Source organism: Halalkalibacter suaedae, from assembly GCF_017939705.1.
Lineage (GTDB): Bacteria > Bacillota > Bacilli > Bacillales > Bacillaceae_D > Halalkalibacter > Halalkalibacter suaedae.
The window spans coordinates 31,879-56,770 of sequence record NZ_JAGKSQ010000001.1 but is presented as its reverse complement, the minus strand read 5'-3'; the positions used below and the strand labels follow the sequence as shown (position 1 = coordinate 56,770).

Sequence of the window (24,892 nt, the reverse complement as noted above, 5' to 3'; positions counted from 1 at the left end):
GTTTTTGGCTACCTTAGAGAACGAAGCCAGGTAATTGCTTCGGCCTTTGTTGTAAGATGATGATCTAGTTGTAAGCAAAAAGCATCTAGAAGAATGTCCTTAAACACTGGACCTGGAGAGTATCTTTCTTGAATTAGGTCTTGTCCGGTAAGAAAAGGTATTTCTTTAGTTCGCTTCTGCACGTAAGAAGCTATCTTGACGTTATTAGTAATGAGTGCGTAGAACATAAGAGATTCTTTGCTAAATGCTTGCAGTTGTCGATGGATCATACCTGTTCGTTCTTCGAGTTTTATTACTTGAAGCTTCTCAATTTCTGTTAATAGCTGTTGATCAGTTGCTGTTAATGCATAGTCGCTCACATGCTCGTTGCGAAAATCACTTGAATAAATAAAAGCGATTAAGTAAAGAAAAGGGTCGGTTATATCGTTAGCCTGAAGCCGTTTAAATCGATTCATTGCTTCAGAAGAAATCGTTTTGTTGAAAAGGGCTTCCCATATTTGAAATTGGTCGAGTAAAGCAAAGCCACTTATTAAAAAGCCTTCGCTTGATAATAGTTGTAGTTCACGTAAAATCCTTTTAGGACTTAGCTTTTTGACGAATTTAGCAGCGTCAACTGCTAATTGAAAAGTGTGTTTCGTGAACTGGAAATCAAATCGAAGAGAGAAACGAACAGCACGAAATATTCGAGTGGGGTCTTCAACAAAACTAAGGGAATGAAGAACTCTAATTTTCCTTTTCTTTAAATCAAGCTGGCCTTGATAATAGTCGAGCAACAAACCAAACGATCCCTTGTTTAATTTTATTGCTAAAGCATTTATCGTGAAATCCCGTCTACTGATATCTTCACGAATATTAGAAGGTCTAATGGTTGGCAATTTTGCTGGGCTTTCGTAATATTCGGTACGACATGTAACGATGTCGATTTTTTCACCATTTAATGAAGTCCATGTTGCTGTTCCAAACTCGTTATGTGATTTTACTGAACCACCTAATTGACTTGCTATAGCTTCCGCAAAGGAAATTCCATTTCCTTCAATAACTAAGTCGATGTCCTCATTCGAACGATTGAGTAATACATCCCTAACAATTCCACCAATTAAATACAAATTGATCTTTTCTTGATCGGCAATTTCACCTATTTGGAGAAGAAGTCTAAAAATCCGATCAGGTAATTGAATTTGTAATTTTGTTGCGAGTGATTGACTATTCTCCTCTATTGAGATTCCATCATACATTCCTCGTTCTTGCCATTGCTCAATTACATCCGTCCGAGATACAATCCCGGTGAGCTGTTCATTCGCCATGATCGGTATACGACCAATACCATGTTTCAGCATCGTTGATTGGATCATGTCTATTGTTGAGCTGTCACTTAATGTTATTGGAGGGCTAGACATATATGCACTTACTGGGGCCTGTCCCAAGTGATGATGAATGGCTCTATCGACATCACGGCGTGAAATGACGCCAACCAAAAGAGAATTCTGATCAATAACTGGAAATCCATTATGGCCATATTGAAACATTTGCTCAAGAACCGTCTCAATTGTTTCGTTTTCTAGAACAGTTTTCACAGGAGAGGACATCATTTCCAAGGCTGTTACAATCGGCTTAGAAAATTGATTAAGCAAATTAAGATCCATTCCAGACTTGATAAGAAATGTTGCAATGATGAAATCCTCAGAAGTTGTTTGTGTCGATGTGAACCTTCTCGTCTTAGTATAGAGAGCAAGACCAAATAAGGTTGCCTCAAAGGGACTAATGGAAAAGGCTTGTTCAATTAAGTATTCAACGAGAATTGAAATTGTTGCTCCACGTTTTTTGATCATTTTAGTTCCGATTTGAATAATTTCATCATTTGGATGATGGTCATAAATCGTAAGTGCAATATCGTTAGGTACCTTTTCTTCTGGGATACCGGTTTGGTTAAGTGAAGCTACATCAACTAATACTAATGATCGTACGTTAGACCATTGAATGCTATCATATGAAGAAAAGGTTAGCTGATCTCTATAGCTCGCTATAAATGATTTGACGTTGGTTTGCTGTTGTTCTGTAAGTACGACTATTGCTCTTGGATACAGCTTCTTTGCTGCGACCAGACTAGCTAAACCATCAAAATTTAAGTTCATGTGGGAAACAATAACTTCCATGAACCAATCCTCTTTTCTGTATCGATTTCTATTCTCTCAAGCATATAGTTAAGAGGAAATGAGGTCAACATTGCTCTTCAATCATTACTCCTTTGCCAAGCTGAGGTTGTGGCTCATAGACGTCAAATTTTTCTGAATGACTTGGTTTGATTTTAGATAATGTGTAATACTCCTTAAGAATTAGTTTTTTAAACCGGCTAATGAGGTTTGCGGCAGTATCTTCTGAACTTGAGAGATAGCTAACGAATTGAGTCGGATCTAGTTTTAATAACTGGTTTTCGGTTGTTGTTATTCCAATGTCTTTGAAATCAAATCTGTATTCCTCAAATAAATCTCTAATCCTTTTCACATGCTGTGTTCCTGCTATTTGATCAAAATCCCTTAGTGTAGTAACAGCTTGATTGTATTTAATAATTAATTGATTTGTTTGGGTAAGTAGCGTTTCATTTTTATTAAGTAATGCCATTGCTTGATTAAGATCTTTCTCCTGATGATAAAATCGTCGGAATTCCTGTTTTAACTCTTCAACTGATTGATAATAAAGCTGATAGGAAAGTAGGTGATTTTCTGTTGGATGTTGAGTTTGGTTCGTAGCTCCTTGTATACGTTCAATTGGTTCAATAGGTCTCGTCGTGCTATTAATGACCTGGTCCACATAGTTTGAACGAATACGTTCGATCCGTCTCTGAGAAGATTTCATCAGTCCCACTCCTTTCGAGTCTATTTCTTATATGTAATACTAAATACATATTCCCTTTTTACGAAAAGAAAACCTTTATTTAATCATTTATAACAATTAATTAGAGAGGATTAATAATAATGATCATAAAATTGACAGTAAAACAGGTTGAACAATTCAGAAATCTACGTTTAGAAGGATTAAAAGAAACTCCCAATGCGTTTGCTGCAAGTGTAGAGGAAGAAGAACAACAACCGCTCGCTTTTTTTGAGGCGAAGCTACGTAAATCAGATTTCTATGGTGTCCTTGAAAATAATACACTGTTAGGAATGATTAGTTTAACGCGTTCTTCTATGAAAAAAATGTCTCATAAAGCATCATTAGGTGGTTTTTATGTTGGTAGGAGTGCACGAGGGCAAGGAATCGGAAAACAATTACTTATATATGCATTAGAAAAAGCAAGGGAACAAGGGATAGAGCTGGTCCATTTGGTCGTTTCTGTAAAGAACCCTAAGGCAAAAAAGTTATATCAATCGTTAGGATTTGAAGTATTTGCGTATGAAAAAAAGGCACTTAAAATAGGGATAGATTACATCGATGAAGAATATATGTTGAAAGAACTTTAAACAGTCACATTATTATTTAGGTCGTAGGAGGGTCAAATGAATAAAATAGCTGTCATTTCTGATATTCATGGAAATATTCCCGCATTAGAAGCCGTACTTTATGATATTAATGAACTGGGTATAGATGAGATCATATGTCTAGGAGATTTAGTTGGAAAAGGACCTGATTCGAGTAAGGTAGTAGATATAATTAAGCAATCCTGTCAAAGCGTTATCATGGGTAATTGGGATGACTTTATTACAAGTCCATCTGAATATAAAACGATACAATGGCATCAGGCTCAGTTGTCTGATAAGCAAAATGAATACTTGAGATCTCTTCCATTTTCTACAGAGTTTTGGATGAGTGGGAAATTCATTAGACTTTTTCATGCATCACCTAGAAGTGCTTATGAACGAGTTCAGCCTTGGGATTCATATGATAAGAGAGTAAGTCTATTTGAAAATAGTGATCAGACGGAGAATATTGAGGGGACTAGACGACCTGATATTGTTGGCTACGGGGATATACACAATGCTTTTATCCAACATCTTGAAGGTAAGACCTTATTCAACGTCGGGAGCGTTGGTAATCCACTGGACTTGACTCAAGCTTCTTATGTCATTTTAGAAGGAGAGTATCTCTCTAAGCAGGAAGAGACATTTTCAATTCAATTCAGAAGGGTTCCTTATAATATTAAATTAGCTATTGAACGAGCGAAAGAAGCCATGATGCCAGAGCTTGAGGACTATATTCAAGAGTTGACAACGGCTAAGTATAGAGGACTAAAAAATAATTAAAAAAATCATTTGGAAAAAAATCAGGCTGGGACATAACTAAAGTGTCTAACTGCTAGACCGAACACAGCAGTCACGTAGCGAAGTATACTGCAGAAGCGGCTCATGCCCGCCAACTATTATTGTTCGGAATTTCTGTTAGTTATATCACTTTTGTCCCCGCCTCATTTACTCAATTTTCTCGTAACGGCCAACGCGAATTTGCTTGTACACCTCATCTTTAATTTCTTGTAGTGTCTTAGGGTGAATCAATTTGAAAATACTGATTTTGTTATATTCTGTTTCATCGATCTTTCCTTGTTGTAACAAAAGGTCTAATGAGGGTAAGCGAAAATCGTTAGTTGGTAGATAGGCAAGTAGTAATTTTTCTTTATCTGATTTAATAAAAACATTGATGCCACTCAGTTGCTGAAATAAATGATTTTGATAGTCAAATTCGATGATCAAATCCTTTTTATGTGCATTTTTGATCGTAGGAAAAATACTTGGTAACGAATAGAAAAAAACCATTTGTTCAAAGGAATAATTTAATTCGAGTATATCAATATTTAATTTGTGCATTAATTTCTTATTCGTCTGGCGAATTTCTAATAAATAGAAAAAGCGACTCGTTGCTAAAATTGTTACCGAAAATAATAGAACGGTAATAATTATAATAAATTCACTCATGATTTTCTGACTCCTTATAGAAGACAACTTGGTTCTTTCCTTGTGCTTTAGCTTCGTAGAGGGCTTTGTCTGCTGCATCAATCAGCTGATTTGTTGATTTTTCCTTTAATATCGCAGTCGAAGCAACTCCAACACTTACTGTTAACTTTCCAAGGGGTTGATTTTCCCCATAAGGAAATGTGGTTTTTTCAACATTACAACGAATTCGCTCAGCGATGATTTTGGCATCGAAATTATTTGTGTGGGGAAGCAGAACAATAAATTCTTCACCACCGAAACGGAATGAATAATCTCCCTCTCTAGTTGATTGTTGGATTACTTGTGCTAACAATACCAATACGTCGTTACCGAGTAAGTGACCATTTGTGTCATTAAAATGCTTAAATGAATCAATATCCAAAAGAACGATTGATAAAAGCTCATCATCGGTTACCGGGAAACATTCTTGTATAATTGACTGGAAAGCACGTTGGTTGAGTAAACCAGTTAAACCATCCTTCAAAGCCATGTCGTGAATTTGTGTATACATTCGAGATTGTTGGATGGCAATAGCAGCTTGGTTTGCAAGTGGAACAACGCTGTCGATTTGTTCAGCCGTAATCTGTTTTTTATTTACAGGGTTATCTATTAGCAATATTCCGACCTTTCCTCCCCGATGAATTAATGGAAAAGCAACAAATTCCTCGATATTAAAGGTCTTAGAAAATAAAGCTTGGGCTGGATCGGATAGATTGATTTTTTTAATATGTTGCGGCTTGGCAGTTTCCAACGTCTGATACAAAAAATTGTCTGGATGTAACGCTATCTCAAGTCCCTGAACTCGTTCATTTAATTTTGGATCAAGTGTTTTTTCTTCACCTTGAATCTTAATTAAATCAACAAGTCTATGTTTGTTTTTCGTAATATTTTCCCATGTCTCATAGCCTTCCTCTGCAGACATTGGACCAACACCCATAATTCCTTGTAGCTTCGTCTTGGAGTCGTTCACTAATAAAATAATTGCTCTATTAAAGCCTAGTCCATGTCCTGCTGTAACTGAGGTTACAATGATTTGTAGGATTTTTTTTAGTTCATATGTTTGTTGCATAGAGGTACTAACTTCTCTGAACACGTTCAGTTGCTTAGAATTCTTAATAAGCATTTTCTTCCATAATTCTCTTTTAATTATTGCCGGTTGAAGGAGATGTAAGAAATACCCTACGAAAAAACCGTACAAGATATAACCTAGAATGAGAAAGAAATTTAATTCAGCTGTGTGAATAAATAGGATTGAACTTGCAAGAAAAGCAGAAATCACACCACCGTATACATTGAAGCAGAAAGCAGCTAATGTGATAAATAAATAAAGAATTACATGAGCATCGTAACCCAAAAAGAATCCCTGGAACTCAAATAATAATAGACTTGAAGCAATAAGTAAGTATTTATTAAACGTAATACTCCCTTTAAAACGAAGATAGTTAAGAAGAATTGCAATGAGAAAAGTAATGGTTAGTAATAATAAGTATGGAGTAATCATGAGCATAATCTCCTATTTATGAGTGCCTAAAATTAAATGCGTAATACTATTTTACCATGAATGGAATGAAAGTTGCTTGCTTTCATTCAGTTTTTTACTGCAAGTCAAACATAAATAGATTAAAATTAACTTGATTATATTTTCATTTATGATTTTAATATAATTGGATGTACCATGGGCTCGTCAGGAGCAAATAGCTATCATATAAGGTATAATAGTCTAAAAAGCAGAAGAAGCTTGTATTAAGGAAAGGTGGAAACAATAATGAATGAACGAGACTATAGAGTTTTGTTATATTACAAATATGTAGCTGTCGAGGATGCTGAGCAGTTTGCGAAGGATCACTTGGAGTTTTGTAAGGAGCTTGAATTAAAGGGGCGTATCTTGGTTGCAGATGAAGGAATGAATGGTACTGTTTCTGGCCTTAAAGAACAAACTGATAAGTATAAAGAAGCTCTTCATAGTGACCCGCGTTTTAGTGATATGATCTTTAAGGAAGATGAAGCTGATGGACATGCTTTCAAGAAAATGCATGTCAGATATCGTAAAGAGCTTGTAACGCTAAGACTAGAGAACGATATTGATCCACTAGAGCTAACAGGAAATTATCTTAGCCCAAAAGAATTCTTTGAGCAGATGCAATCACCAGACACCGTTATCATTGATGCAAGGAATGATTACGAATATGATCTTGGACATTTTCAAGGTGCAGTGAAACCTGATATTAATTCTTTTCGTGAATTACCTGAATGGATCCGCCAAAATAAAGAACAATTCGAAAATAAAAAGATACTGACCTATTGTACAGGTGGGGTAAGATGTGAGAAGTTTTCTGGTTGGCTGCTAGAAGAAGGTTTTGAGGATGTTGGGCAATTACATGGAGGAATCGTAACATATGGTAAGGATCCCGAAGTAAAAGGTAAGCTATGGAATGGACAATGCTATGTGTTTGATGAACGAATTAGTGTACCGATTAACCAGGAAGAGCATATTATTGTTGGGAAGGATCACTTTTCAGGTGAGCCATGTGAGCGTTATGTCAATTGTGCAAATCCAGAATGTAATAAAAAGATCCTAGCATCAGAGGAAAATGAACATTTCTTCTTGCGTAGTTGTTCAGATGAGTGCCGTGTTCATCCACGCAATCGTTATATTGTAGAACATGAATTGACAGAAGAAGAGGTAAAAGAAAGAATGGATAAAATAGAAGATCATATTAGAGTGAGGCATGGATAAAAGATTTTCTTTTATCCTTTTTTATTTTTAAGTTCCGTAGGTAGCATCTATTTACATAGAAGGACAAAGCAGTTGATTTTTTTAATTTACAATTAATGTTAGAATCGATATGTGAAATGGAAAATTTTAAAAAAGGAATGAAGTAAATGAAGTCAATTGCGGTTTATTGTGGATCTAGTGAAGGAAATAATCCTATTTATATGAATGAAGCAAGGCGGCTCGGTGAGACTTTGGTAAATCATGGGATTGACCTGATTTATGGAGGTGCTAGTGTTGGTTGTATGGGGGCAGTTGCTGATGCAGTTTTAGAAGGTGGAGGTAGAGTGATTGGTGTCATTCCTGAAAAACTATCGAACGTTGAAATCGCACATCAAAAATTAACTGAGCTTCACGTTGTGACGACAATGCATGAGCGAAAAGCAATGATGATGGAGCTAGCAGACGGGTTTATTGCCTTACCTGGAGGGGCAGGAACATTAGAGGAATGGTTTGAGGTCTTCACTTGGGCACAATTAGGTTATCATAGTAAGCCTTGTGCCTTTCACAATGTTAATCAGTATTATAACCCAATGATTTCTTTGTTTGATCACATGATTAAAGAAGGTTTCGTAAAAAAGGAATTCAAAGATTTAATATTAATGGAAGAAAATGCAGAACAGTTACTGACTAAAATGAAAGAAACGAAAACAAAATTCTAGTCTAGGATTCAATCACTGGAGGAGAATATATGAATATAAACAAGATGAAAAAAGCAATATATGCCTTAGTACATATTGTTGTCCCGTGCAGTTTCTTGGTTGTATCTATTGCCTGGGTTCATTTCATTTCAAATAAACCCCTTCTAGAGAATGTTTCTGATCATCTAGGGATATTAGCCATTTGGTATATTGGCTTCAGTGTTTTTTGGTATTTTAATTATGATTTCATCGACAGTCAAGTAGAAAAAATCATCAATGAGAAAGAAGGCAGAAATTAAAAATACTATAAAAGCCATTTCTATTAATTAGATACATTGGTTGTGTCGAAAAGAGCTGAAAATGGTATGATTAAAATATGCATTGAGTGCAATCATATAATAAAGGGTGATAATAAATGGCTGAACATAAAACTACAGAGGTTAGGGTCGGAAAATTGTTATACTGGTTTGGACTTATTGTGTTTGGTGGAATGTATTTGACAGCAATCATAGATGGTCATCACTATGCTGAAAAAGGATATTTGATGAGTTACCTTTTCTTTATCACTGGCTGTGCCATTATCTACTATGCAATAGTCTTTCTTTTTGATCAGAAAAAGTTAAAAAAAGAGTAACAAGAAATGACGAGAAGAGGGAATCGTTTTCCACTCGTCTTAGATAGGTAAAAAGATTCTGGGACAAAAGTGATTTAAGTAAAAAAATTCGAACATGATAGTTGGCGGATGTAAACCGCTACTGAAATATACTTCGCTTTCCGCGGGAAGCCGGTGAGCCTCCTCGGCTACGCCTGTGGGGTCTCACCTTTGGCTTTTGTGTCCCGCAGGAGTCTACGTATATTTCAACCGCTACGTGATCTGCTTTGTTTGGAAGTTCAGTTAGACATTTTAGTTATGTCCCAAGCTTTTTTTATTTTGTTGCCTTCGAAAGTGGCGGTGCTTTTATTAAAAGACCCAAGATGATAACAAAAGCAAAACAAGAAATACTAACAACCCCTAGATAGTTTAAAGCGATCTTACTATTTTCAATTTGGAAAAGAAACTCTAAAATCGTTGTTCGAACTGTAGGAATCAAAATGGAGATAACAAATAGGGCAATGGCTGTTACTCCACCGAGTAAGCCTAATCTGTAAAAGATTGTTCCTAGTAGAAAGCCAATTGATAAAAAGAACAGATTAATAACAACGTCGACAAACAAGTAGTTATACCAAGTAGATGTAAGCGAGGTTGCTTCGGCTGCTGATAGAATGACGAAATTATTGATAGTACCGAGCTCAATTAAGTGATTAAAAGCCCATGTAATAAAAAATTGGATTAAAGACATGAAAATCACTAAGACTAAAGAAAAGGAGATTGAGCTAATAACGAAGCCTAATCTGGTCGATCCCATTTTAATGGAATAAGGGAAAGTATCCTTTGTTAGTAGGAAGCCAGATATTCCACAGAACACATAAACCGCCATACTAGGAGAAATAACAATACTGCCACTATTAAATGACATTGCCATGAAATAGAGTACAAGAGAGCTAGCAATAAAAATGGACCAGAAGACGGTAGTGGCAAACCGGAAATCCAACATGAAAAAGTAAAAATTAGCACGAAGATCCTTATACATTGGTTTTTCTCTCCTTTTCCCCAGTTAAATAAACCATTAATTCCTGAATATCACATCGTTCTGCATCTAGTCCAATCGCCTTTGCTTGATCTACACTTAACCCCTCTTGAAATAAAATCACTGTTTTTTGCCCGATAATCTCCTTTTCATAAAGGATTTTCTTACCTTTAGAAAACTGTTCGACAAGTTCTTTCTGACCATTGATTTTCAAGCTTAGATCTTTCACTTCTTCGGTCGTTTTATGAAGAAGCAGAGTAGCATCCTTGATTAGAATGATTTCCTCAAATAATTCACTTACTTCATCAATTAAGTGTGTAGAGAGTATGAAAGTTCTTGGATAGTTTTCATATTCCTCCAATAGCAAATCATAGAATTTATATCTGTGAGAAGCATCAAGACCAATATAAGGTTCATCTAAAATGGTGATATTTGCACGGCTTGCAAGTCCAATCGTTATCCCAAGGGCTGATTCCATTCCTTTTGATAAGCCTTTTACGTTCCACTTTTTATTTAAATTAAAAATTTCGAGCAACGAATAGGCTGTTTCATTAGACCAATTAGGATAATAAAATGAGGCTATTTTAAGGGCATCTTTAATCTTTAGTCGCTGTTTGAAATTTCCGCTCTCATTAATAAAACAAATTTCATTTAGGATTGATCTGTTATTAAAGGGAGTCTTTCCATTAATTAAAATTTTTCCATTTGTAGGAAGGATGTGACCAGCAAGTAATTGCATCATTGTCGTTTTCCCAGCACCATTTCGCCCAAGTAAACCATATATTTTGTTAGGTGTAAGGGTTAGATTTAACTCCTTTAATACTGTTTTGGATCCATATGTTTTAGTTAATTGTTGAAATTCAATCATTCCTGATCCTCCTTAGAAATAAGTGCAAGTAATGTCTCCCTAGGTAAGCCAATTTTCGTTGCTTCTTTTTTTAGTGGGATAATGAATTTCTCATAAAAATCATCTTTTCGTTTCTGTAAAATTATCTCTCGAGCCCCATCTGCAACAAACATCCCAATCCCTCGCTTTTTGTAAATGATTTCTTGCTCGACTAGCTGGTTAATCCCCTTTCCTGCTGTGGCTGGATTAATTTGGTAGTACTTCGCGAATTCATTTGTAGAAGGAATTCGATCTCCTTCCTTAATTGACCCATCAAGGATACTTGCTTCGACTTTCTCAGCAATTTGCTGAAAAATGGGTTTATCTTCATGCAGTTCAAGATCCAATCTGTTCACCTATCTTCATTGGTTAGTTACTTATGTAATTAACCATAATACCAATTGAATTATTAGTCAAGGGAAATTACAAAAAATAGAAAAAAAGGTTTGGAATGGATTCCACTTAAGTGAGATGATAAAATAATAATAAGTCTATAATGATTAATCATGATTGAGGGTGGGAACGTCCATGAGTAGACAAAGCAAGGAAGGTAAAAGGGGTTGGATAATCGAACTCTTACTGAATATTCCGGAGTTGGTGCTTATTCCTATTCGGTTTATAGTAAGGGGATTTATGTCAATATTGAAAAATGGAACATAAAAAGGGTGTCTCATCAGGTTTTTTAACCTTTTGAGGCACCCTTAAGCTATTATTTTAGTGAGCTCTTATCGAAAATGGTTTCTAAAAACCCGACTGGTAAACTCAGTTTCTCGTTATTTATAGTCAATGGGATGATATGATCTTGTTCATCTTTTGCCTTAATATCAGAAACCTCCTGATGAATGGTTTCCATCTTCTTATCAAGTGCAGTCGCTGATTCAGCCGCTTCCTTTAATTCTTTAATAAGTCTTTCTGGAACTTCCTTGTTGTACTTATAGAAAATCTTATGTTCAAGACTTGCCCAAAAATCCATAGCAATTGTCCTAATTTGGATTTCCACATAGACATGATCTTCTCGATCAGACATAAAGACAGGGATTTGCACAAGAAGATGTAGGCTTCGATATCCGTTAGGTTTAGGGTGTGAAATGTAATCTTTGATCTCTACGACATGGAGATCCTTCTGACGATGAAGCATATCACTAATCTTGTAAATATCAGAAAGAAAGGAGCAGGTAATTCTGACTCCTGCAATATCTCTAATATTCTCTTTAATCCCACTAAGAGTAAGAGGATATTTTTTTCGATAGACTTTATTAAGAATACTTTCCGGAGTTTTTAACCGTGAGGATACATGTTCAATGGGACTATACTCATGAATATACTCAAATTCCTGTTTTAGTATATCAATTTTTGTATCAATTTCATCAAGGGCGAATTTATATGCCATCATGAAACGAGTGACTTCATCTTTAAATATTTTTAATTGTTTTAGGTCGAAATTTGCAGTGTCCATTGAGAATTCTCTCCAATTCATTGTAACTATTTTTGAATCGTCTTCATTTAATTTATATCAAATTTAAGAATAAAATCAATATAATCAAAGAGAATTAGTTTTATTTACACAAGTAAATGAAGTTATTGAATGCTTAGAGAGAAACGAGATTGACATTTATCTAATAGTACGTAAAATAGTTCACATGTAAACGATTAATAAAGGGAAGTGCTAATTTGAACCCAGAAAAAAAAGTCGAAACAATATTATCATCAATACGGGAAGTGAATCGCGTTATATTTCAACAAGTATGGAAAGAGGAAAATGATCTTAATCTACCAGCTGCTCAGAGCTTTGTGCTTCGCATGATAGCTAAAAACCCTGATATCGCATTAACGGAACTGGCTGAGATGATACAGGTTGGGAAAAGTGCGATGAGTGGAATTGTAGATCGCCTTGTTCAGGCAGAGCTGATTGAGCGAAAACGCTCAGAGAGTGACCGCCGCACATTAAAAATTAAAGTAACTCAAAAAGGTGAAGAGCAGGCGAAAGAGATTCATAAATTTTATATTAAAAAGATGGAAGGGCTAATGACCATCTCTGAAGAAGAGGTTACCCAACTACTAGCTTTGCACCAAACGATTATCACAAAGCTTCAAGACGGAAATAAAAGTAGTTAAAATCGACTGAAATACGAATAAGCAAATGAGTGAAGTTCTATATAAGTAGTTGAAAGGGGTGTCTGAAAAGGTCTGGTTTTGACTTTTTCGGACACCCCATCTTTCTTTTAAATTGATTTACTTAGCAAAAATATGATTACCGATTCTTACTGTTTGAGTACGTGAAGTAATCCATTTGTTTGTTGCTGTTTTTGGGTTATAGAAATAAATTGAGCCTGAACCCTGTCCGCGAAATGCGAGAGCTTCGTCAACTGCTCGTCTTGACGATGCATCAGCAGCACGGTTGATTCGTCCATTTTGTACAGGTGAAAAGGCATAATGTCCAGTTGAAGTTACTTGTTCGATCACGCTTCTGATTGAGTTAGGGAAATCCTTATGGGCTACACGATTTAAGACAACCGTGGCAACCGCAACTTTACCTGCATATGGTTCACCTTCAGCTTCTGCACGGACAAGACGTGCTAATAGATCTTTGTCAGCAGCTGAGACCGAGGATGATGGTATGGTTAGTCGTTCTCCAATCATTAAGAGATTTGTTGTTTTATGATTTGCTTGTTTAATTTGATTAACCGAAACGCCATATGCTTGTCCCAATTTATAAAATGTATCTCCAGAAACTACTGTATGTGCAGTTTGTGCTGATGTTTCTTCTGCACCAATAAATAAGAAAGTAGCTGCAAAAAATGTCATGATTAGTTTTTTCATTTGTTATTCCCTCCTTGGAAAATCTACTCTACAAACCTATCAAATAAGTTTGCTAGTTTCCTTAACTAACATTTTCCAAGAGATTCTTTTAGAAGTAGGAAGTGAGGAGGCAGTTAGGTTTAAGCTGCTTCTTTACAGTTGTGTAACGAAAAATTTAGTGTTAAGGAATCGGAAAAATGACAGGAGGTAACATGGTGGAGCGCAAGAAAGTTGTAACAACCAGAGATAATCTTCAATATTGTAGTGAAAATGAAATATGATTGTAATGAAAATTCGTTATAATAGATTGATAACTGTTTAGGAGGGGAGAGTTTGGGAGAAGTCAAAAAACGAGTCAACTATATTATCCTATTTCTTTTATGTAGCTTGCTAGTGTTTCCTCGTGTTAGCCTTGCTGAAAATGAAGAAACGCTTCCCCTTCATAGTGAAGCAGCCGTTGTTATGGATCGTGAGAGTGGACGAACCTTATATAATAAAAATATGGATCAACAGATGTATCCTGCAAGTATAACGAAAATTGTTACAGCGATTGTTGCAATTGAACAAGCGAACCTAGACGATATTGTCACTGTGACTAAGGAAGCAACGGAGGTTATCGGTACAAGGGTATATCTTCTAGAAAATGAACAAGTTAGCTTATTAAAGCTGATTCAAGGCCTGCTAATTAATTCAGGTAATGATGCGGGCACCGCAATTGCTATCCATCTTGCAGGAAGTGAAGAGGAATTTGCAAAAGAAATGAATCGTTTCGTTAAGGATATCATTGGCACTCATGAAACAAACTTCACCAATCCGCATGGTTTATTTGACGAAAATCACGTGACAACAGCATATGACATGGCCAAGATTACAAGGTATGCGATGGAAAATCCTTTATTCAGAGAAATTGTAGGTACAAAAGAATTAGAGTGGATTGGTGAAGGGTGGGAGACGACATTATATAACCATCATCGTTTACTACTTTCTAATGAGTATGTCACCGGAGTAAAGAATGGTTATGTCGATCAGTCTGGACATACACTTGTAACAACAGCCAAAAGAGATGGGATGGAATTAATTGTCGTCACATTAAAGGCTCCTTCAGCCTCATTTGCTTATCATGATACTGAAGCACTGATGGAACTCGGATTCAATGATTATGAAACTGGGTTTGTTTATGAGGGAGAACGATTTAAGACAGAGGGTGGACAAGAATTTGAACTTCTAGAAGATATACGTTTTGTTAAGGCGAAGGAAGAAACAATCTCATTGCTAGTAAATAATTCTGGTTTGTTAAGAATTAATAATGAAAGGAATGAAAGAATACACACTGAGATTCTTGATCTCGTTCCAAAAGCAATAGAAACTACCGCTGCATCTATTGAAGTACCTCCTTTAGCAGAAGAGGTGGAAGGGAGCAACAATCAATCTTTCTTCTTAACAGACTGGTTTTCGCAATTATTTGATCATTTTAAATGAAGAGGCTGGGACAAAAGTGATTTAACTAATAGAAAATCCGAACAATGGTGGTTGGCGGACGTAAACCGCTCCTGAAATATACTTCGCTTTCCGCGGGAAGCCGCTGAGCCTCCACGGCTTTGCCTGTGGGGTCTCACCTTTGGCTTTTTTTCCCGCAGGAGTCTACGTATATTTCATCCGCTACTTGATTGCTTTGTCCGGTATTTCAGTTAGGCACTTTAGTTATTTCCCAGCCTCATAGTAGTATCTACATAATATTAGTTCATCGTATTTCAAAATTACATTTTCTTCAGACATATTTCCTCGACTCTATGCCCGACCCCTTTTTTCAAGATTAAATCCGCTCGATGCTTTGTTGGACGAATGTTTTTTTCGAGATTGACTGCATTGATTGTCTCCCAAATCTGCTTAGCGAATGTCACAGCTTCTTCATCAGAAAGGTGACGATATCTGTGAAAAAATGAATTGGGGTGCTGGAAAGCTGTATTTCTCAATAATTTAAATCTTTCTATATACCATGATTGGATATTCACTTCTTCAGCATCAACATAAATAGAGAAATCAAAGAAATCAGACACAAATAATTGTGGAGTTGAACGGTTCTTTTTATTTACTTGAAGAACATTAATCCCCTCTACAATAACGACATCAGGATTTTCAATCTTTTGAATTTTATCCAATATATTATAACTTAAATGTGAATAGAGCGGGGCTTCTACAATTGACTGCCCAGATTTTAATTCACCTAAAAAAGCAATCAGACGTTCAATATCATAGCTCTCAGGAAACCCTTTGCGTTTCATCAAACCACGAGCTTCTAGTGTCTCATTTGGATATAGAAATCCATCTGTTGTGACTAGTTCGACTTTGGGTTTAGTTGGCCATTTTTCAATTAATGCTTTGATAAGTCTAGCTGTGGTACTCTTCCCTACTGAAACGCTTCCAGCAATTCCGATAATAAAGGGGGCTTTCTTCGTTTCCTTTTGCAAAAAGGTATTTAATTTCTGGTGCAAGGACAGAGAATGGGCCATATTCATATACAAGAGCTGTGATAATGGTAAATAAATATCGGTTACTTCTTCAGCTGATATGGTTTCATCAATACTACCAAGCCTCTCACGTTCACTGGCATTTAGAATTTCATTTGTTGTATCTGTTAGTTTGGCCCATTCAGTCCTTGTAAATTGGGTGTACGATGACAAGGGAGCCGACTTATGTAACGTAGTCATGATAGTCTCCTTTATAAGAAAAAAGTAAGGTTCCTAATTTTCATAATGAGTTTCTGATAGTATAGTACCATGTCTGCGATTGAAAGTGTGTTTTTTTCACTTGCGCACTATTGTTATAATAGAATTTTAGTTGAATGATGAATAAAAAGGGGGAAGCATATTGACAAAGGTCATTATCGCTGAGAAACCTTCTGTAGCGAAAAATATTGCAGAGGCACTTCAAGTTAAACAGAGACAAGAAGGATATTTTGAAGGACAGGGTTATTTAATTACATGGGCATTTGGCCATTTATTACAATTATATGATGCAAAGGATTATGACGAGAAAATGGCAAAGTGGAAAATGGAAAACTTTCCTTTTGTACCAGAGACGTTTAAATATAAGGTGAAGACAGACCCAAAAAATCGTGAGAAAGCTGACTATGGTGCAAAAAAGCAGTTAGCTATTATTAAACAATTAATTAAACGATCAGATGTTGATGCAATCATTTCAGCTTGTGATTATGACCGAGAAGGACAAATTATCGGGGACACAATTATTCAACATATCCCTGTAAGAAAAAATGTATTTAGGTTGCTATTAAATGAATGGACACCTGACGAGGTCAGAAGAGGATTAAATCAGCTTCAGCCAAATGAAGCATTAAAACCACTTCAAGACGCAGGGATTAGTAGGCAATGGGCTGATTGGGTCATTGGTATTAATTTAACGTCTGTAGCAACGTTAAAATATCAAAAAGGTTCCGGTAAAGCATTAAATATCGGAAGGGTGCTTTTACCTACTTTGAAAATTATCTATGATCGTGATAAGGAGATTGCAACATTTAAGCCAGAGGATTATTTTACTTTAACAGCGTTATTTCAGACAAATACAGGACAGCAATTTGAAGGTTCCTATGTTGAGGAATCAGAGAAGTTTAAGGAACGTTTGCCCTTGGAGCTCATAGTCAAAGAGATTGAAGGAAAGTCAGCCACTGTTATTGATAAAAAGGTTGAGAGAAAAAAAGAGTATCCGCCACTTCTTTTTAATTTATCCAATTTGCAAGGATATATGACTAGTAAGTATCAGGGGTGGACGTCAGATAAAGTATTAAAAGTAGCTCAATCATTATATGAGAAAAAGTTTATTACGTATCCTAGAACATCAAGTGTTGTTTTAGATGAGAGCTTAACTGATAAAGCAGCTAAAGTTCTTGCAGTTATTAAAAAGGGTCTTCCATATGAAAGTGATATTCGTTTTGCTAAGTTAAAACGGGTATTTAATGGCTCGAAAGTTGAAAGTCATAGTGCAATTATGCCGACATATTTAATTCCAAAAAAATTGACTAGGGATGAGGAACTTGTCTATCAAGCAATTAAAAATCGCTTTATTGTTCAGTTTATGCCTGTTGCCGAATATGAAGAAACAAAACTAAAAATAGTTGTAAATCAAGCAGAGTTACGTGGGCATTTCTTTACAAAAGGAAAGGTTCAACTAATTGAGGGGTGGAAGAAGGTCGAGAAAATAGAATCAAAAGATATAACCTTACCTGCTATTCAACTCCATGAACATGTGAAGATAGATGAGCTAACTATCAAAAATCATCAGACAAAACCTCCTAAGCCTCATACTGAAAAAACCTTACTCAGAGTGATGGAAACTTGCGGAAGGAAAAGCAAGGAAGAGAAGAGCGAGGAAATGATGGAGACGATTTTGGCTGGTTATAGTATCGGAACTCCAGCAACTAGGGCAGAAACGATTAAGAAATTAAAAGACGTCGGTTATATTACCGCACAGTCAAAAAATCTTGTTTGTACCGAACTTGGAGTAAGACTAGTCGAAACTTTACCAATTCAAGAATTGTTTGATCTTGAATTTACAGGTAGACTCGAAAAGACATTAGCAGATATTGAAAAAAGAAAGGTTTCAAAAGAAGAATTTCTCTCTTTTATTTTCGGTTTTACAAATGAAGTCATTAATCGTATGAAGCAAGAGAATTCAATTATTATTAATGAAGTGACCAGTAAACGAGCGAAATCTGCGATTATTGGTTCATGCCCAATTTGTAAGAATGCAATTATTGAAGGGAAAAAGGGCTTCGGCTGTAGTAATTGGAAGAACGGTTGTACGTTTGTCATTTGGAAAAATGACAAATATTTAGCTTCAATGAAAAAAAAGCCGACACAGACGATGGTAAAGACACTTTTGAAAAACGGGGAAGTAAAGGTAAAAGGATTAACTAGTAAAAATGGCAATAAGTTTGATGCAAAGTTAACCTACAACAAAAACCCCAATAATGATTATTTTAGTTGGAACATGACATTTTAAATAAAATAAACGGCGAAAAATAACAGCAACCTTTGTTCTGCTGTTATTTTTCATTTAATAGAGATGAAATAAAATCTCCAACGGGCACATCTCGTACTTGATCAACAATTCGATCAAGTTCAGATTTTTGTTGTACCCTTAGGGAACCTTCTAGAAGTACCTGAATGGTTTTGTCTTTATCAACCAAAATAGATTGAACTTCTAATGCATTTGTGAGCAGTGCGGCAATAACTGCAAGTGTATTTGGGGTGATATGGGATTTTCTCTTATTTTCAGATTTAGACGGTGGCCGATAAGGTGGTGGAGGAGGTGCTTGCTGCTGATAATGCTGCTGTGTGTTCATATTATAGGGGTTATGATGAGGTGGCCTATTTTGATACATTCAAACCCCTCCCTCTAAAACAGTTTATTGATCAAATAGTAATAGTGGACTTGCTGGTGCCCCGTTGTCATCCTCGTTTCTAGTCCATAACCCTGTTGTGAAACTAATGAATAGTAAAATAGAAACAATTAGTAAAATTCCGCTCTGGAGATTGTCACTCATTTCCTCACCTACTCCTACCTTCATGTTTTTATATATTATTCGAGTTAGCTTGGTTTCGTTCTTATCTCTCCATTATCTTTTTACACGCTACAAATACATACAGATAGTTAGACTTTCATACAATTCTATAGTCTTGGTTCAATCTTGTTGTTTCGTTACATATAGTAATAGTAACAGTAAGAAGGAGGTCAATTAATGGGAGTTGTGAGAACAGATAAGTGGCTCTACGCTTATTTGCTTAAGAGCTTAGAATTACCGACAGTACAAGAGCGAATGGTTTGGCAACAACAGACCATCGTCGACCCACTATCTGATATTTTCCAGACAACAGATGTAGCAGGACTGCATTACCACCTTTTACAGATCGGATTATTTCACCCTACTCAGAATTTATCTGATGAAATAGATCTTTGGAAGGAAGTTCACCCTTGGTCGATTATTCAAAATCAATTAAACCATTTAAAGCAAAAATGGAATGGACCGGATGTAAAGGTGTATGTTCTACCAATTAATCGTGAATCTTCCGTAGAAATAGAAAAGCTAGGTGGTAAAACAGGGATTTCTCTATCTAATGCAATCATACTTTTTATTAGTCCGACATTAACAGAAGATGATCTACGTGCACTACTGACACATGAATACCATCATATTTGTCGATTATCAGAGACGAACCAAACAGAAGAGTCAATGACATTTCTAGAATCAATGGTAATGGAAGGACTCGCGGAATTGGCTGTAAGGGAAGAAATTGGACCACATGCTTGTGCAATATGGACAAAGTATCATGATGAAAATTGGAACCCCGATTGGTTTGAAAGGTGGATTAAGGCGAATCTCTTCGTCGTAGGAAGAAATAACTATCATTATTTGTTGTATGGAGATAAAAAAACGGGTATTCCAATTTGGTTAGGCTACTACACAGGTTACAAAATTGTTGAGTCTGCTACCTTAAGTAGTGATAGTGCAAAAAAAATGTTAACCGAAAATGCAGAGGTTCTATTACACAGATCGAAGTTTTCGAATGAAGGAGAGATAGGTAGAAAAACATTAAGTAAACCCGAAAGGAGGGAATAACATGGTCCGTTTGTTCTTCTTAATCCTGGGCTTCGCACTTGCTGTCACTGGTGGAGTGACACTTGTTGCCTTCTTAAACTTGTTGACAGCTGGTTATGGATTTTCAATGTATATGTCTTTTGTTGTCAAGCGGGTTGAGTTCTATTTATTCTTAATTGGTATTATAATTATTCTAGTCTCAATAACATTCGAAATAACTTGGCGAAAGAAGCGAAAAAAAAATAGAACGGAATGAATTATCTGTCTGTGGAATAAATTGGTTTGCCTCTGCCTATACTGTGGATACAATACGAATTACAGTTAGGGGGGCTATCTATGGTCCATATCCGTGATGTATGGGTCAATTGGTTTGAAGGCGAAGAAAATGGCTACAATGTATGCGATTTTCATGAATGGCGTAGTGATGATCGAATTGAAGTGTTAGATCAGGCCATCTTAATCTTCGTCAGTGAAAAACTATTTGATTATATTGAAAATGATTTATCAGATTTGCCCAATGACGTTTTAGAGCATGTACACAACCAAAGTTACTTAAGAAAGAACATGTCAAGGATTCAGCTAGATTACTGTTTTATTGCAACAGATGGTGAACGAATTATTGCTGTTGATACGATGGGATATAAAACCCCTATTAGAAAAAGTCGTTTGACACCGAGACAAGAGCAAATTGTGTACGATCAGTTAAAACAAAATATGTTTGTGCAATTTCAGCTTGAGACAAGAATTGAAAAGGAATATCATATTCTCTCACCCCATCCTGATGAATTAAGGGGATTGACTAGAAAGGAACGTCAATTAAAACAATTATTGTATATGGCTCTAGATCAATTATTTTCTTCAGGTACTGATGCAGAAGTCAGGTATTGGTATACAGAGTGGGCCCCAACTGACTATGTTCGGATACAGATGTTAGATCGGGATGAGGCTTGGGAACAATTGTATATAGAAATACGTGATGGTTGGTCAGAAAAACATCTTAATCTTTGTGAAGCTTTAGTAAAAGGACAAGCCTTCTTTGAGAAGTTATGGGAATTAGAGCAAGGAGAAAGTGTTAAATAAAATAATAGCCTATGATCAATCAATAAATGTTCATTTTTTCAAGTTTACTTTGAATATAAACTCTCCTATAATAATGGAAAGGTCCTATTTAAGGAGGGATACATATGGATAATTTCGCTTACACAGTTATGCAAATAATGACAGTCGTTATTTTAGTTGGAACACTAGGTCTTTCTTTTCTAGTTGGTAAAGTGTTGAAGAAAAATGGTGGCTACTAAGTAAATAAGCTTTTAAAGAGGCTGGGACAAAAGTGATTTAACTAAGAGAATATTCGAATAATATAGTTGGCGTACGTAAACCGCTCCTGAAATATACTTCGCTTTCCGCGGGAAGCCGGTGAGCCTCCTCGTCTTCGACTGTGGGGTCTCACCCTTGGCTTTATGATCCCGCAGGAGTCTACGTATATTTCATCCGCTATGTGATTGCTTTGTTCGGTATTTCAGTTAGACACTTTAGTTATGTCCCAGTCTTTTTTTTGCATATAGTGTAGTAACCATTATATGTTGCTTCAACTCCCTCTCGTCCGCTTTGTTAGATTAAAGGTTACTCAATTACTTTGTTAGTTAATTTTCTTTGAGAAGAGTAGTAAACTCAATCCGTAAATAATTCAAAAAGACTTTTGAGAATCATTTCTCAAAAGTCTCAGACGGTAGACAAAACGACTTTGAGAAAATGACTCTCAAAGTCGTTTTTACGTAATTCCGTCTATTTTCAGTTGGTGGCACTGGAGGATGGGTGTTCCACGCCCGCCGGAGGGTGCGTGCCCCATTCCGGTAGCGGATTCGAAGGATTTATCATGGCCATCTATTCAACTACAAAAAAGCCTGTCGACTGTCTCGTTTTTGCGAGACTTTGTCGACAGGCTGAGGCTTTTGAGAATTATTTCTCAAAAGCCTTTTTTCTAAGGTTTAAAAAAGCTAGGGTATTACTAGTGTTTAACTGGAATTCTGAACAATCGATACTTAGCGAAGTAAGTTTCAAGAGCTTTTCTCAAGACCTATGATTGTTCGGCTTTTCATAAAGTTAAAACCTATTTGTCTGTGATTTTTTTTGTTATTTTCTTTTTCTACCAAGACCCATTGCTCGCTCGGCTTTTTGAACCATTTTAGACGCTACTTCGTTTGCTTTTGAAGCTCCATGGTCTAGGATGTCATCAAGCTCAGTAGACTCTAATAGTTGATAGTAGCGCTCTTGAATGGGTTTAAGTGTGGCAACAACAACACTCGCAAGATCTGACTTGAAATCACCGTACCCTTTTCCAACATATTTCTGCTCAATTTCTTCAATTGATTCACCAGAGCATAGAGAATAAATTGAAAGTAGGTTTGATACAGCAGGTTTCTCTTCACGATTAAAACGGATGGTCCCTTCTGTATCTGTAACAGCACTTTTCATTTTCTTGATAATTGTCGCTTCATCATCAAGCATTGAAATATAGCTTTTTGGATTTGGATTTGATTTACTCATTTTTTTATGAGGATCATTTAGAGACATAATTCGTGCTCCGACTTTTGGGATTCGAACTTCTGGAATGGTGAAGATATCATTATATTTCTTGTTAAAACGCTCAGCAAGATCCCTTGTCAGTTCAAGATGTTGTTTTTGATCTTCACCAACAGGAACAATATCCGTTTTATATAAGAGGATATCTGCCGCCATTAGTGGTGGATATGTTAATAAGGCCGAAGAGACTGCTTCTTTTCCATCAGACTTATCTTTGAATTGAGTCATACGTTCTAGTTCACCTATGTAGGAAATACATTGCATAATCCATGCTAATTGAGAATGTCCTGGTACCTCTGATTGAATAAATAGAGTGGCCTTTTCATGATTAATTCCAACAGCTAAATACAAAGCAGCTAGACTTCGAATATTCTCACGTAGCTTTAGTCGATCTTGCGGTACTGTAATGGCATGTTGATCGACAATACAGAAATAACAGTTATACTCATCCTGCATATCTACAAAATGCTTCATTGCCCCTAAATAATTTCCAAGTGTTAACGTTCCGCTTGGTTGAATTCCTGAAAATACTGTTTTCATCTTGTCCATCCTTTCATTCTAACACTAAAAAGATCATATCAAATCTTTCCCCAAAAACCTAGAGATAGTCTTATTGTTACAAAATACGAATGTTCTTCACAAAACAGTGAACACTAAGAGAATATGACAATTTAGGCTGAAAAGGGGTTGTTCGTTTATGAGTATAACGATATTTTCTGCGTCAATAGGAAATGGTCATAACGAAGCTTCTCATGCACTAAAAGAACAATTTGAGCTTCAAGGTGAAACGGTTGATGTTGTAGATACCTTTCAATGCATTCATCCGCTTTTGCATAAACTTTTTTTGGATAGTTATCTTCATATTCTGAAACGCACTCCTAATTTGTGGGGGAAGATGTATAAATATGGAGCTGATTATTCGTGGTTTTTATTAATGGATTATCTTGGGGCTTGTTTTTGTGAAAAATTACAAACAATTTTAACAGAGCAGCGAACAACAATTATGGTGTCAACGCATCCCTTTGTCACTGCTTTTTTATCAAAATTAAAAACGAAGAAGAATTTACAACTTCCTCTTTATACAATCATTACTGATTTAGGACTACATCCAGCGTATTTCAGGTCTGAGGTTAATGGTTACTTTACGGCATCACCTTATTTTAGTGAATTTGCAGAAGAATACAATATTCCTAGTGAACAATTCTTCTGTACAGGAATACCAATTAAGCAAGTACCAGATGTCTCTTTACCAAGACGTTCGTTACGGGTCAAGCTTGCTTTAAAACCAGAGAAAAAAACCTTACTAATTACAGGTGGAGGATTGGGAATAGGGAAGTTTGTTGAGATTGTGCAGTCACTTGAGGAGATAGATGAGGAAATTCAAATTCTCTGCTTGACTGGTAGAAATGAAGGAATGGAAAAGAAGCTCAGGAAAATGTGTAGCAAACATACTCTTCATATTATTCCATTCACTAAGCAATTTACTGAATATTTACGGGCAAGTGATGTCATTCTTTCGAAGGCGGGAGGATTGACAATGTCTGAGGCGTTAGCATGTGAAACACCGATCTTAATATATCAACCTGTTCCAGGGCATGAAGAAGAAAATGCACAGTTTTTAATCGAGACAGGAACAGCTGTCAAAGCAGAGACACTCCCCCATGTAAATCGTCTTTTGTATCAGCTATTTAATGACGAGCATTATTATAATTATTTCATTCATAATGCCAAAAAAATCAAAAAACCGAATGCTGCCAGAAGAATAGCCGAGCTTATCAAAGATTTGGAAGCAACTACAGAGCAATCATATGACCCCCAATCGCTTGCGTGAGGGGGTGTTTCTTATTCAGACTCTTTTTGCTTTTTTCGTTCTAATTGACGCACGACCCAAAATAATAGATTTAGTCCAAGTAGTAAGTACAAAATCCAAACAAGGTCAAAAGAAAACTGGTAATCTAGCACTAATAAGATTGCTAATATAGCAATTGAGAGAAGTTGAAATAGTTGAATTTTGGTCATTAGTATTCCTTCCTTTTGCATGTTTTTG

Annotated in this window: 27 protein-coding genes; 13 read left to right on the top strand and 14 right to left on the bottom strand. The window is 36.1% G+C overall.

The features are described from left to right. Nucleotides 1-8: 8 nt before the first annotated feature. On the bottom strand, nucleotides 9-2,153 hold the full coding sequence (locus J7W16_RS00315) for a CBS domain-containing protein (RefSeq protein ID WP_210594939.1): 2,145 nt from the start codon (nucleotides 2,151-2,153) through the stop codon (nucleotides 9-11). A 64-nt stretch (nucleotides 2,154-2,217) separates the two neighbouring features. Next, on the bottom strand, nucleotides 2,218-2,853 hold the full coding sequence (locus tag J7W16_RS00310) for a hypothetical protein (RefSeq protein ID WP_210594938.1): 636 nt from the start codon (nucleotides 2,851-2,853) through the stop codon (nucleotides 2,218-2,220). A 119-nt stretch (nucleotides 2,854-2,972) separates the two neighbouring features. Between J7W16_RS00310 and J7W16_RS00305 the strand changes: the two genes are divergently transcribed. Together J7W16_RS00305 and J7W16_RS00300 are read left to right on the top strand one after the other, a co-directional pair. Then, nucleotides 2,973-3,458, top strand: a complete 486-nt coding sequence (locus tag J7W16_RS00305) for a GNAT family N-acetyltransferase (protein ID WP_210594937.1) — start codon at nucleotides 2,973-2,975, stop codon at nucleotides 3,456-3,458. 36 nt (nucleotides 3,459-3,494) lie between these two features. Continuing rightward, nucleotides 3,495-4,238 carry a metallophosphoesterase family protein gene (locus J7W16_RS00300; protein ID WP_210594936.1) on the top strand — a complete coding sequence of 248 codons (744 nt, stop codon included), beginning with the start codon at nucleotides 3,495-3,497 and terminating at the stop codon, nucleotides 4,236-4,238. A 165-nt stretch (nucleotides 4,239-4,403) separates the two neighbouring features. Here J7W16_RS00300 and J7W16_RS00295 read toward each other — a convergent pair whose 3' ends face one another. Continuing rightward, nucleotides 4,404-4,904 carry a hypothetical protein gene (locus J7W16_RS00295; protein ID WP_210594935.1) on the bottom strand — a complete coding sequence of 167 codons (501 nt, stop codon included), beginning with the start codon at nucleotides 4,902-4,904 and terminating at the stop codon, nucleotides 4,404-4,406. After that, nucleotides 4,897-6,423 (bottom strand): sensor domain-containing diguanylate cyclase, encoded by a 1,527-nt coding sequence (locus J7W16_RS00290; protein ID WP_210594934.1) that lies wholly within the window; start codon nucleotides 6,421-6,423, stop codon nucleotides 4,897-4,899. The genes J7W16_RS00295 and J7W16_RS00290 overlap by 8 nt, the downstream gene beginning before the upstream one ends. A 264-nt stretch (nucleotides 6,424-6,687) precedes the next feature. On the opposite strand from J7W16_RS00290, the gene trhO reads away from it, so the two are divergent. The 4 genes from trhO (at nucleotide 6,688) to J7W16_RS00270 (ending at nucleotide 8,970) form a co-directional block, all read left to right on the top strand. Then, a complete protein-coding gene (gene trhO, locus J7W16_RS00285) occupies nucleotides 6,688-7,659 on the top strand; it encodes an oxygen-dependent tRNA uridine(34) hydroxylase TrhO (RefSeq protein ID WP_210594933.1) in 972 nt (323 codons plus the stop codon). Between the two features lie 146 nt (nucleotides 7,660-7,805). Further along, nucleotides 7,806-8,357 (top strand): LOG family protein, encoded by a 552-nt coding sequence (locus tag J7W16_RS00280; RefSeq protein WP_210594932.1) that lies wholly within the window; start codon nucleotides 7,806-7,808, stop codon nucleotides 8,355-8,357. A 29-nt stretch (nucleotides 8,358-8,386) separates the two neighbouring features. Then, nucleotides 8,387-8,635: a hypothetical protein gene (locus J7W16_RS00275; RefSeq protein WP_210594931.1), complete on the top strand. Its 249-nt coding sequence runs from the start codon at nucleotides 8,387-8,389 to the stop codon at nucleotides 8,633-8,635. A 116-nt stretch (nucleotides 8,636-8,751) separates the two neighbouring features. Next, entirely contained in the window at nucleotides 8,752-8,970 is a 219-nt protein-coding gene (locus J7W16_RS00270) for a hypothetical protein (protein WP_210594930.1), read from the top strand. 292 nt (nucleotides 8,971-9,262) lie between these two features. Here J7W16_RS00270 and J7W16_RS00265 read toward each other — a convergent pair whose 3' ends face one another. The 4 genes from J7W16_RS00265 to J7W16_RS00250 all read right to left on the bottom strand — a co-directional run bounded on the left by J7W16_RS00265 (nucleotide 9,263) and on the right by J7W16_RS00250 (nucleotide 12,306). After that, nucleotides 9,263-9,967, bottom strand: coding sequence for a hypothetical protein (locus J7W16_RS00265; RefSeq protein WP_210594929.1), 705 nt, complete (start codon nucleotides 9,965-9,967; stop codon nucleotides 9,263-9,265). Then, nucleotides 9,960-10,832, bottom strand: coding sequence for an ABC transporter ATP-binding protein (locus J7W16_RS00260; RefSeq protein WP_210594928.1), 873 nt, complete (start codon nucleotides 10,830-10,832; stop codon nucleotides 9,960-9,962). The genes J7W16_RS00265 and J7W16_RS00260 overlap by 8 nt, the downstream gene beginning before the upstream one ends. Continuing rightward, nucleotides 10,829-11,197 (bottom strand): GntR family transcriptional regulator, encoded by a 369-nt coding sequence (locus tag J7W16_RS00255; RefSeq protein ID WP_210594927.1) that lies wholly within the window; start codon nucleotides 11,195-11,197, stop codon nucleotides 10,829-10,831. Before J7W16_RS00255 ends, J7W16_RS00260 begins: the two co-directional genes overlap by 4 nt. Nucleotides 11,198-11,559: 362 nt before the next feature. Next, entirely contained in the window at nucleotides 11,560-12,306 is a 747-nt protein-coding gene (locus J7W16_RS00250; protein WP_210594926.1) for a GTP pyrophosphokinase, read from the bottom strand. Between the two features lie 215 nt (nucleotides 12,307-12,521). Here J7W16_RS00250 and J7W16_RS00245 point away from each other — a divergent pair, with 215 nt between their 5' ends. Next, a complete protein-coding gene (locus J7W16_RS00245) occupies nucleotides 12,522-12,965 on the top strand; it encodes a MarR family winged helix-turn-helix transcriptional regulator (RefSeq protein WP_210594925.1) in 444 nt (147 codons plus the stop codon). A gap of 117 nt (nucleotides 12,966-13,082) precedes the next feature. On the opposite strand, the gene J7W16_RS00240 is transcribed toward J7W16_RS00245, so the two are convergent. Then, nucleotides 13,083-13,670: a cell wall hydrolase gene (locus tag J7W16_RS00240; RefSeq protein WP_210594924.1), complete on the bottom strand. Its 588-nt coding sequence runs from the start codon at nucleotides 13,668-13,670 to the stop codon at nucleotides 13,083-13,085. Between the two features lie 312 nt (nucleotides 13,671-13,982). On the opposite strand from J7W16_RS00240, the gene J7W16_RS00235 reads away from it, so the two are divergent. After that, nucleotides 13,983-15,128, top strand: coding sequence for a D-alanyl-D-alanine carboxypeptidase family protein (locus J7W16_RS00235; RefSeq protein ID WP_246879779.1), 1,146 nt, complete (start codon nucleotides 13,983-13,985; stop codon nucleotides 15,126-15,128). A gap of 278 nt (nucleotides 15,129-15,406) precedes the next feature. Here the strand turns inward: J7W16_RS00235 and coaA are convergent, their stop codons facing one another. Next, nucleotides 15,407-16,357 (bottom strand): type I pantothenate kinase, encoded by a 951-nt coding sequence (gene coaA, locus J7W16_RS00230; protein WP_210594923.1) that lies wholly within the window; start codon nucleotides 16,355-16,357, stop codon nucleotides 15,407-15,409. Nucleotides 16,358-16,517: 160 nt separating this feature from the next. On the opposite strand from coaA, the gene J7W16_RS00225 reads away from it, so the two are divergent. Continuing rightward, a complete protein-coding gene (locus J7W16_RS00225; protein ID WP_210594922.1) occupies nucleotides 16,518-18,665 on the top strand; it encodes a type IA DNA topoisomerase in 2,148 nt (715 codons plus the stop codon). A 43-nt stretch (nucleotides 18,666-18,708) separates the two neighbouring features. Here the strand turns inward: J7W16_RS00225 and J7W16_RS00220 are convergent, their stop codons facing one another. Next, nucleotides 18,709-19,047, bottom strand: coding sequence for a hypothetical protein (locus J7W16_RS00220; RefSeq protein WP_210594921.1), 339 nt, complete (start codon nucleotides 19,045-19,047; stop codon nucleotides 18,709-18,711). A 24-nt stretch (nucleotides 19,048-19,071) separates the two neighbouring features. After that, nucleotides 19,072-19,209: a hypothetical protein gene (locus J7W16_RS00215; protein WP_210594920.1), complete on the bottom strand. Its 138-nt coding sequence runs from the start codon at nucleotides 19,207-19,209 to the stop codon at nucleotides 19,072-19,074. Between the two features lie 195 nt (nucleotides 19,210-19,404). Between J7W16_RS00215 and J7W16_RS00210 the strand changes: the two genes are divergently transcribed. The 3 genes from J7W16_RS00210 (at nucleotide 19,405) to J7W16_RS00200 (ending at nucleotide 21,342) form a co-directional block, all read left to right on the top strand. Next, a complete protein-coding gene (locus J7W16_RS00210) occupies nucleotides 19,405-20,283 on the top strand; it encodes a DUF2268 domain-containing putative Zn-dependent protease (protein ID WP_210594919.1) in 879 nt (292 codons plus the stop codon). Nucleotide 20,284: 1 nt separating this feature from the next. Then, the gene (locus J7W16_RS00205; protein WP_210594918.1) at nucleotides 20,285-20,518 is read left to right on the top strand and encodes a YuzI family membrane protein; all 234 of its coding nucleotides are present in this window, start codon (nucleotides 20,285-20,287) and stop codon (nucleotides 20,516-20,518) included. Between the two features lie 80 nt (nucleotides 20,519-20,598). Beyond that, a complete protein-coding gene (locus tag J7W16_RS00200; RefSeq protein ID WP_210594917.1) occupies nucleotides 20,599-21,342 on the top strand; it encodes a YjbA family protein in 744 nt (247 codons plus the stop codon). Between the two features lie 1,053 nt (nucleotides 21,343-22,395). Here J7W16_RS00200 and trpS read toward each other — a convergent pair. After that, complete coding sequence (trpS, locus tag J7W16_RS00195; RefSeq protein ID WP_210594916.1) at nucleotides 22,396-23,385, bottom strand: tryptophan--tRNA ligase; 990 nt, start codon at nucleotides 23,383-23,385, stop codon at nucleotides 22,396-22,398. Between the two features lie 157 nt (nucleotides 23,386-23,542). On the opposite strand from trpS, the gene J7W16_RS00190 reads away from it, so the two are divergent. Next, a complete protein-coding gene (locus tag J7W16_RS00190) occupies nucleotides 23,543-24,676 on the top strand; it encodes an MGDG synthase family glycosyltransferase (protein ID WP_210594915.1) in 1,134 nt (377 codons plus the stop codon). 11 nt (nucleotides 24,677-24,687) lie between these two features. Here J7W16_RS00190 and J7W16_RS00185 read toward each other — a convergent pair whose 3' ends face one another. Beyond that, entirely contained in the window at nucleotides 24,688-24,864 is a 177-nt protein-coding gene (locus J7W16_RS00185; RefSeq protein ID WP_210594914.1) for a hypothetical protein, read from the bottom strand. Nucleotides 24,865-24,892: the final 28 nt, after the last annotated feature.

Bases quoted from the DNA above. Each gene is read 5' to 3' on its own strand.
- J7W16_RS00315 (WP_210594939.1), bottom strand. From the start codon at position 2,153: ATGGAAGTTATTGTTTCCCACATGAACTTAAATTTTGATGGTTTAGCT.
- J7W16_RS00310 (WP_210594938.1), bottom strand. From the start codon at position 2,853: ATGAAATCTTCTCAGAGACGGATCGAACGTATTCGTTCAAACTATGTG.
- J7W16_RS00305 (WP_210594937.1), top strand. From the start codon at position 2,973: ATGATCATAAAATTGACAGTAAAACAGGTTGAACAATTCAGAAATCTA.
- J7W16_RS00300 (WP_210594936.1), top strand. From the start codon at position 3,495: ATGAATAAAATAGCTGTCATTTCTGATATTCATGGAAATATTCCCGCA.
- J7W16_RS00295 (WP_210594935.1), bottom strand. From the start codon at position 4,904: ATGAGTGAATTTATTATAATTATTACCGTTCTATTATTTTCGGTAACA.
- J7W16_RS00290 (WP_210594934.1), bottom strand. From the start codon at position 6,423: ATGATTACTCCATACTTATTATTACTAACCATTACTTTTCTCATTGCA.
- trhO (WP_210594933.1), top strand. From the start codon at position 6,688: ATGAATGAACGAGACTATAGAGTTTTGTTATATTACAAATATGTAGCT.
- J7W16_RS00280 (WP_210594932.1), top strand. From the start codon at position 7,806: ATGAAGTCAATTGCGGTTTATTGTGGATCTAGTGAAGGAAATAATCCT.
- J7W16_RS00275 (WP_210594931.1), top strand. From the start codon at position 8,387: ATGAATATAAACAAGATGAAAAAAGCAATATATGCCTTAGTACATATT.
- J7W16_RS00270 (WP_210594930.1), top strand. From the start codon at position 8,752: ATGGCTGAACATAAAACTACAGAGGTTAGGGTCGGAAAATTGTTATAC.
- J7W16_RS00265 (WP_210594929.1), bottom strand. From the start codon at position 9,967: ATGTATAAGGATCTTCGTGCTAATTTTTACTTTTTCATGTTGGATTTC.
- J7W16_RS00260 (WP_210594928.1), bottom strand. From the start codon at position 10,832: ATGATTGAATTTCAACAATTAACTAAAACATATGGATCCAAAACAGTA.
- J7W16_RS00250 (WP_210594926.1), bottom strand. From the start codon at position 12,306: ATGGACACTGCAAATTTCGACCTAAAACAATTAAAAATATTTAAAGAT.
- J7W16_RS00240 (WP_210594924.1), bottom strand. From the start codon at position 13,670: ATGAAAAAACTAATCATGACATTTTTTGCAGCTACTTTCTTATTTATT.
- coaA (WP_210594923.1), bottom strand. From the start codon at position 16,357: ATGACTACGTTACATAAGTCGGCTCCCTTGTCATCGTACACCCAATTT.
- J7W16_RS00220 (WP_210594921.1), bottom strand. From the start codon at position 19,047: ATGTATCAAAATAGGCCACCTCATCATAACCCCTATAATATGAACACA.
- J7W16_RS00215 (WP_210594920.1), bottom strand. From the start codon at position 19,209: ATGAGTGACAATCTCCAGAGCGGAATTTTACTAATTGTTTCTATTTTA.
- J7W16_RS00210 (WP_210594919.1), top strand. From the start codon at position 19,405: ATGGGAGTTGTGAGAACAGATAAGTGGCTCTACGCTTATTTGCTTAAG.
- J7W16_RS00205 (WP_210594918.1), top strand. From the start codon at position 20,285: ATGGTCCGTTTGTTCTTCTTAATCCTGGGCTTCGCACTTGCTGTCACT.
- J7W16_RS00200 (WP_210594917.1), top strand. From the start codon at position 20,599: ATGGTCCATATCCGTGATGTATGGGTCAATTGGTTTGAAGGCGAAGAA.
- trpS (WP_210594916.1), bottom strand. From the start codon at position 23,385: ATGAAAACAGTATTTTCAGGAATTCAACCAAGCGGAACGTTAACACTT.
- J7W16_RS00190 (WP_210594915.1), top strand. From the start codon at position 23,543: ATGAGTATAACGATATTTTCTGCGTCAATAGGAAATGGTCATAACGAA.
- J7W16_RS00185 (WP_210594914.1), bottom strand. From the start codon at position 24,864: ATGACCAAAATTCAACTATTTCAACTTCTCTCAATTGCTATATTAGCA.